Below are 6549 nucleotides of genomic sequence, written 5' to 3' on the forward strand. Positions count from 1 at the left end.
CAAATTGTGGGAACTCCTACAAATTTACAGGTTAGTTATGCTTAACATAAATCCGTTATAAGGAATTCACTTTTATAAAACCGAATTTTTCTCTAAAGTTTGTAATGTGGGAACTCCCACTTTTTCAGAATTCCACTGTAAAACCCAAATTTGTGGGAACTCTTACAAATCCTCGAAGAAATTTTTCTAAAACGACTCAAATTTGCGTTTCAGAATCAGCGCCTAGTTTTATGCAAATCTGGGCGCCCACGTCATCGCAATCCCGAGAAGAAAACCTTACTTGTTAGGAGCCTTATCTCCCATCAACTGTTTACGTTTTTCCTGATCCCATTTTAAGAAAATTCGATTTTTAACTTCGTCATCGTAAATTTTTTCTAAAATGTCCACAGCGTCTCTACGGTATTCTTCTGGAATTCTACGATCAAATACGGGACTCATTCTATGATCATATTCTAATGTAGGATTTTGGCTGAAATCGTAAGTAACTCCGTTGAGAGAAACTGGTTCAGAAGGTCCGGCTTTTCCTTCGTCGTCTTTGATAGCTTCAGTTTTTGCGTCGCTTTTAAATAGATAATAGTTATCGTATGGATATTTTAACTTGAAAATATTGATCGCGTTCGCCCTTGCGTCTCTACAAAGTTGAATCGCAGCGATATAATGTTCGATTCTATGTTTTCTATGGCTTGGTTGAAGTTTCTGGTGTTTCTCTAAATGTTTTTCGATTTTAAGAGCATTGTTACGGGTTTCTTTGGCGAGTCCCAAAAATTTATAACCCATTTCCATATTTTTCTCAATCGCATATTTATTCGTTACGTAATGAAAATCTCTAGGATTGTACATCCTTCTAGTAAGGGGAGCTTCTCGATTCGCAGTCATATCCCTTACTATGAAAGAATTTTTACTCCATTCAATTGCAATATCTACTAAATTTCTATCTTCCGGATTGTTAGGATTTTTCTTTTCAATAGCGGATTTTAAAATTTCTTCCGTTCTTTCAACATAGAACTGAGAAAGTTCTTCCAATAACATCTCCGTCCCAAGTTGGGCTTCTAAAAATCTACGATATGCGTTTACGTGATTGTTTTCAAAAAAATACTGAAGCCCTTCTTGATAGAGTCTTTTGAGTTCTTTATACTTTTTAACCCTATCTCCATCTTGTTCCGGAGCTCCTCCCGTTTGCTGGTTATTTGCAGCCGTTGCACCTGTATTCTGTTGATTCTGTCCACCAGGAACTTCTCCTTTGTAGTTTCGAACAATCGGTTCGATCGCTCTTAAATATAAAAGCAATTCCACCCTTTTTTTATAGGCCTTACTAGAAACCGCTTCTCCAAATACAGAAACGGGAAGAATGGAAATCAGAATGGATATAAGAATCAGTCTTTTCATCGGTTAACCTTTTCCAGAGCTTTCCGGTTTTTTAAGCCGGAGGCAACAAAGAAATTAGTGCTTTTCTTCCTACTCTATCGGTTAGAATGGTGTTCGAATTGACAGCCCGTTCCCGTTTTTTTCGGGTTTTTCATACATAAGACTATGACAGCCAGCGCTCTCGCACAAGGAAAAAAAATCTCATTTCGTGCAAAGGAAGATACGGTTTGTCCGATCTGCAACGAAGTTCATCAAAAAGAAAATATGTTCCAAGGTGGCGGCCGTCTGATCGCCGGAAAATTAACCATAGAACTAAGAAGACTTTACGAAAAGAATAAAAAATTCGGTCGCGTTAGTCCAAACGACTACGTAATTAGCGTGTGCCCTCGTTGTCTTTATTCCTCTTTTTCCAAAGACTGGTCCACGTTAGACGCAGAAGAAATCGAAAAAGTCCGTTCTCAATTTGATACGAGACGTTCCAATCTGGAAAAGATTTTAGGTCCTTTAGATTTTTATCAGGATCGCAATTTAGTTTTAGGCGCTGCGTCCTATCTTCTCGCTATTGAATGTTACCAAAACCGAAAAGCTACCGTAGCACCTACTCCTAAAAAAGCGGTTTGTTCCGTTCGAGGAGCTTGGTATTTTGAAGATCTAAACAACGACTTCCCTAATATGGGATTTGATAAGGTTCGGGATCTGTTGTATCAAAAAGCAGCTGGCTGGTACACTGAAACTATGGAAATCATGCAAAGTGGATCGGAACCAGTAGATCAGGCTTCTTATATTTTAGGTCCAGATACAGATAAAAACTGGGCCTTTGACGGAGTCATTTATCTTTCCGCTTATCTTACAATGAAATTTAGGGATGAACTCGCACCCGATCCGGCAGCCAAACTCAATCTTTTAGTAAGAGCCAAAAGAACTCTTTCCAGACTGTACGGTTCCGGAAAAGGTTCCAAATCTAAACCTTCGGTAATCATAGACATGGCAAAAGAGTTATACGATGAATACAGTAAACTCATCGAGGAAATGGGAGGCGAAAAATAAACTACGCCCTCCTCGTTGAATACGACGGACTTTGTTTCCACGGATTTCAAACTCAAAAAGGCCTCTCCAGTATTCAGGAAAATTTAGAAAAGGCAGCTAAAATTCTTCTCAAGGAAGAAATCCACATTTCTGGTGCAGGTAGAACAGACACAGGAGTTCACGCACGAGGAATGATCGTAAATTTTAAAACACAAAGAGTCATACAAAATTTTAGCAAGTTTCTTCTAAGTTTAAATGCAATCACAGACTCTGGGCTTTCCATTCTTAATATGACAGAAGTGGATGAAAATTTTGATTCACGTTTTTCCTGCAATTCTAGAGAATACGAGTATTGGATTCTCAATACAAAATATCCAAGACCTACTTGGAAAAATAGAACCTTTTGGTATCAACATAGGATTGACGTTCCGCGATTAGAAGCCGAACTTGAATTATTAAAAGGGGAACACGATTTTCGTAGTCTAGCCAAAGTTGCTTCTCTCAAAGGTCGTTCTACGGTTCGAACGATTTTAGACGTAAAACTGGAACGAAGCCTAGAATTGGAAGGTCTCTTAAAAGTGAAGATCCGAGCGAATGGTTTTCTTCATAATATGATTCGGATTCTTACAGGTACACTTCTGGAAATTTCTAACGGCAAACGGAAAGACACAAACGTTTTAGAAATTCTTTCCTCCAAGGACAGAACGATCGCAGGAATCACCCTTCCTCCTTACGGACTTTATTTTATCAGGGCTTATTACGATTCTTACCCTAAAATCGATTTTATGTATTCTCATCTGGATTTTCTAAAATAATCATGTTTTCCCGGTGTCGAATTTTCTTAAAACCTACGACCCTAATTTGGTTTGCAATTCTTCCGGGAGCCTTATCTGCTTCTCCTCAAAAACCAGGAACCTTCGAATTGTTAGGTGGTTACCAACCCAATTGGAATCGACTTTTCACTGAGTTTCTTCCGAAACGTACAGCACAAACTGGTAACCTACCTTCTAGCGGCGTCATTTCCAGAGAAGAAGAGGACATAGAAAATCCAGAGGAAACAGAAGAAGATAAACAAGAAGGATACCAAGACAATCGAAAAACGGAAGTTGGAGTTTGGGTAGGAGCTTCCAATCCGTTACCCGGAACCGAAACTCAAAAATATCTGGATACTACGTTAGGTGGCGGTTTCTTTTTTAGAATTCCCTGGCCTTGGATCTTTTATCTCGAAATGGGAGCCTTTTACGCAAATTATCTTTCGGCAACAGAAAGAGCTTTGACTACAATTCCGGTCTATCTTGCTTTGGGTTATAAAATTCCTTTAGATCTTCCAATTTCGTTTATCCTTCGTGCGGGAGGTGGAGAAGCGTTTGTAGTAGCAAGACCTTCCAACACATCTCGTTGGGATCCAATGATGATTGTAGGATTAGAAACTAGTTTTGTAGCTGGAAAAAAAATCCGAATCGGAATTCGAATCGATTACAATAAAATTTATGAGTCTCGTATGGACGCCCCAGGAGAAACAAAATATCCTTACACGAGTCCTTACGAAGATTCCAGATTGAGTAACCCCAATTATTACAGAGTAGTAGATACTGAATTTTTTCAGTTCGGTTTGATGGTGAGTGTATTTTTATGAAACGATCTTATTTACGGTTCTTCTTGATACTTTCGTGTTTTCTAATGTTCTTTTGTAAAGTAGGCGACTGGCATGGAAAACATTCTAAAAATCCAGTAATCAGTACTTTATTCAACCAGAGAATGTTACTGCTTGTAAAAGGAACTTACGCCACTGATAATCCAATCGGATTCGAAGCCTATTCGGGTGGAACCGGTCAACTCTATCAAGATACAAGCGGCGAAGGTGCTGATCCAGCTTTTGGTTTAGACGGAGTACCTTTAGCTCAGAATCTTCCGATTTTTATAGATATAGGAGAAATCCGTTTATCTACTAAATATCAAGAAGGAGCTTTTGATCTGAGTTTGGTCAAAAACGTAAAAGATACAAAAAGTCTTTGGGATGAAATTGCACCCAACCGACAGGTATTTTGTACAATTCCTTATACCACAAATTCAAACTCTTGTCGTTTAAACGACGGTGAGTTCAAAGCGATTCAATTTTTTAACGGAGAAGGAGTTGCTTATCCATCCAACGATCCCACTTCCGCAACGGACTGGGGAGCATTTGGAAACGGGCCGGTTCAATTCTATTATACCGGTTTATATTTAAGATCTTTAGTAACCGCGTGGGCCACCGAGCCAGGACTTACTTTTTCTAACCTTACTTTGTTTGATAACTATAGAGTACCTGGAATCAATATCGTCCCTAGATTGAGTTATAAACCAGGAGCCGATGCTACTACAAAATCTGTTTTCCCCCCTCTCGTGTTTCCAGTACTCTACAAAGCAGAAAAAGGGGATCAGGATATGCTTATATATCCTGGTTTTGATCCTTATATTTTAGAAGTAAGAATCAATTTAAAAGAGAATCTAATGATTCATTCTTATGTTTCCAGTATAGGAGGAGTAAGAACATTAGTCGGTATTAGCGACTGGAAACCAGATAGTGACCATAAAGGAGAATCAGATATGGGAGGAGGACTTTTAGTTCGTTCGAGAATCATCCGCCCTGAAAAAGCCTCCAGCTTGACCGTGTTAGGTGGAACGACGTCTACGACCCATTATTATTCCGTTTATCGTCTTTCTGAATCTGAAATTGATACAAAACTGCCTCTTATGGCATCTCCCGTCCAAGGTGTTTCTACTAAAATGAAATACATTCATTCAGGAGATTATAGACTTCGTTGTATGGGAGATCTTGCCAAAGTAGACGGTTATCCTGAAACCGTAGTGAGAGAAACCGTATTCACGGTTCCAGAAAACGCACCTCATTCCGAAGTTCAAGTCAATCTGACTTGCCCATAATTTTGTAAAAAGTGTAACGTCTCAAAAAAATCTTTGAACTCAAGTAAATACAAACATTACAACTAGTAAGAATAGAATTTTTTTCCTAAAAACAAATCTCTTGTGCATAAGATTATTATAAAGAAACACGAAAACAATATGAATCTTGTTCAAAAATTTAGAATAAACTTTCTCAACAAAAGTCATAAGTTCTAAAATAGGCGCAATTTTTTATGCGTTCGTAAGAATCACCATTCATTTTCGGTAACTTTGTTATGTTTTTTCACAGTTAGTTCGTATTACATTTTACTCACTCATAAACGACTGTAATTATTTTTTTGAAATTTTAAACTAACGTGAGTTTGAATTACTTAAAATTTCTATAATAGAGCAACTTGAATTCGGTATAACACGAAAAGGATCGATGCGAGAAAACTCACGTCTCTCTTTTATGATCACTCGACAAATCGCGTTTAAAACTCAGCAGAACGCTCTCCATCATAACCAACCCCACAAGTATTTGATCTCAATATAGATCTGTCGGAATTACGACAAATCCTCTGTAAAACTTAGTTCCCACCCCACAACGCGATTCATAGAGAACGTTGTGTTGAGTTTTTCCTATTTTTGGGTGGCGGGGTGGGAGGTGGAAAGGCTTGGGAAAATTTTTATCTATCAGAAAAACATACTTTTTGCAAGTAAAAAGACTCATTCTTGTCGGAACACTTGAAAAATGTGCCTTTTTTATCCTTCTGATTCTAAAATCCTATTCAACTTGTGGGGTTGGTTATGGCTTTCTATGGATCGCGTTCTATATTGAAACTAAAGACGATTATTATATAATGTTTTCTGTATGCAATTGATTGACCAGAACAAAAAGACTAGTCCCACTACCTATGACGATCGGATTGTCCAGATTTTCTTATCTCGAATTCCTATTAGATTGCAACATTTTTCACTCAAATAGAATCTTGAAATAAAGATTCATAGTACTTATAATTTTATAGGAATTCGTAAGTAAATCAGTAGCTCCTACTTCGATAAAAAACTGTTAAAAAAGTAATTTTGAAGTTTTGTGTTTCCTATGTTCAAAATTGTTTTTATACACTACATTTAAATTTTTTTATATTCTAAAACTAAAAATATGGGAGTTCCCACATTTTACAGAATCTAACTGTAAAACTATAATTTGAAAGAGTTCCCACAAATTACATCCCATTTTAATTCATTATGTTTTTTGAAAGTTTTTCAATTATT

Annotated in this window: 5 protein-coding genes; 4 read left to right on the plus strand and 1 reads right to left on the minus strand. The window is 37.4% G+C overall.

Features of this window, described 5'->3' with window-relative positions:
* Window positions 1-276: 276 nt before the first annotated feature.
* Window positions 277-1386, minus strand: a complete 1110-nt coding sequence (locus BW942_RS10710; protein WP_000825586.1) for an LIC11274 family protein — start codon at window positions 1384-1386, stop codon at window positions 277-279.
* A gap of 144 nt (window positions 1387-1530) precedes the next feature.
* On the opposite strand from BW942_RS10710, the gene BW942_RS10715 reads away from it, so the two are divergent.
* The 4 genes from BW942_RS10715 to BW942_RS10730 are packed head-to-tail and all read left to right on the plus strand — an operon-like array spanning window position 1531 to window position 5313.
* A complete protein-coding gene (locus BW942_RS10715; protein ID WP_000127192.1) occupies window positions 1531-2412 on the plus strand; it encodes a DUF2225 domain-containing protein in 882 nt (293 codons plus the stop codon).
* Entirely contained in the window at window positions 2409-3206 is a 798-nt protein-coding gene (truA, locus tag BW942_RS10720) for a tRNA pseudouridine(38-40) synthase TruA (protein ID WP_080010667.1), read from the plus strand. Before BW942_RS10715 ends, truA begins: the two co-directional genes overlap by 4 nt.
* A 2-nt stretch (window positions 3207-3208) precedes the next feature.
* Window positions 3209-4027, plus strand: a complete 819-nt coding sequence (locus tag BW942_RS10725) for a hypothetical protein (protein WP_000492789.1) — start codon at window positions 3209-3211, stop codon at window positions 4025-4027.
* Window positions 4024-5313, plus strand: a complete 1290-nt coding sequence (locus tag BW942_RS10730; protein WP_000831279.1) for an LIC11270 family surface protein — start codon at window positions 4024-4026, stop codon at window positions 5311-5313. Before BW942_RS10725 ends, BW942_RS10730 begins: the two co-directional genes overlap by 4 nt.
* Window positions 5314-6549 lie beyond the last annotated feature (1236 nt).

Source organism: Leptospira interrogans (assembly GCF_900156205.1).
Lineage (GTDB): Bacteria > Spirochaetota > Leptospiria > Leptospirales > Leptospiraceae > Leptospira > Leptospira interrogans.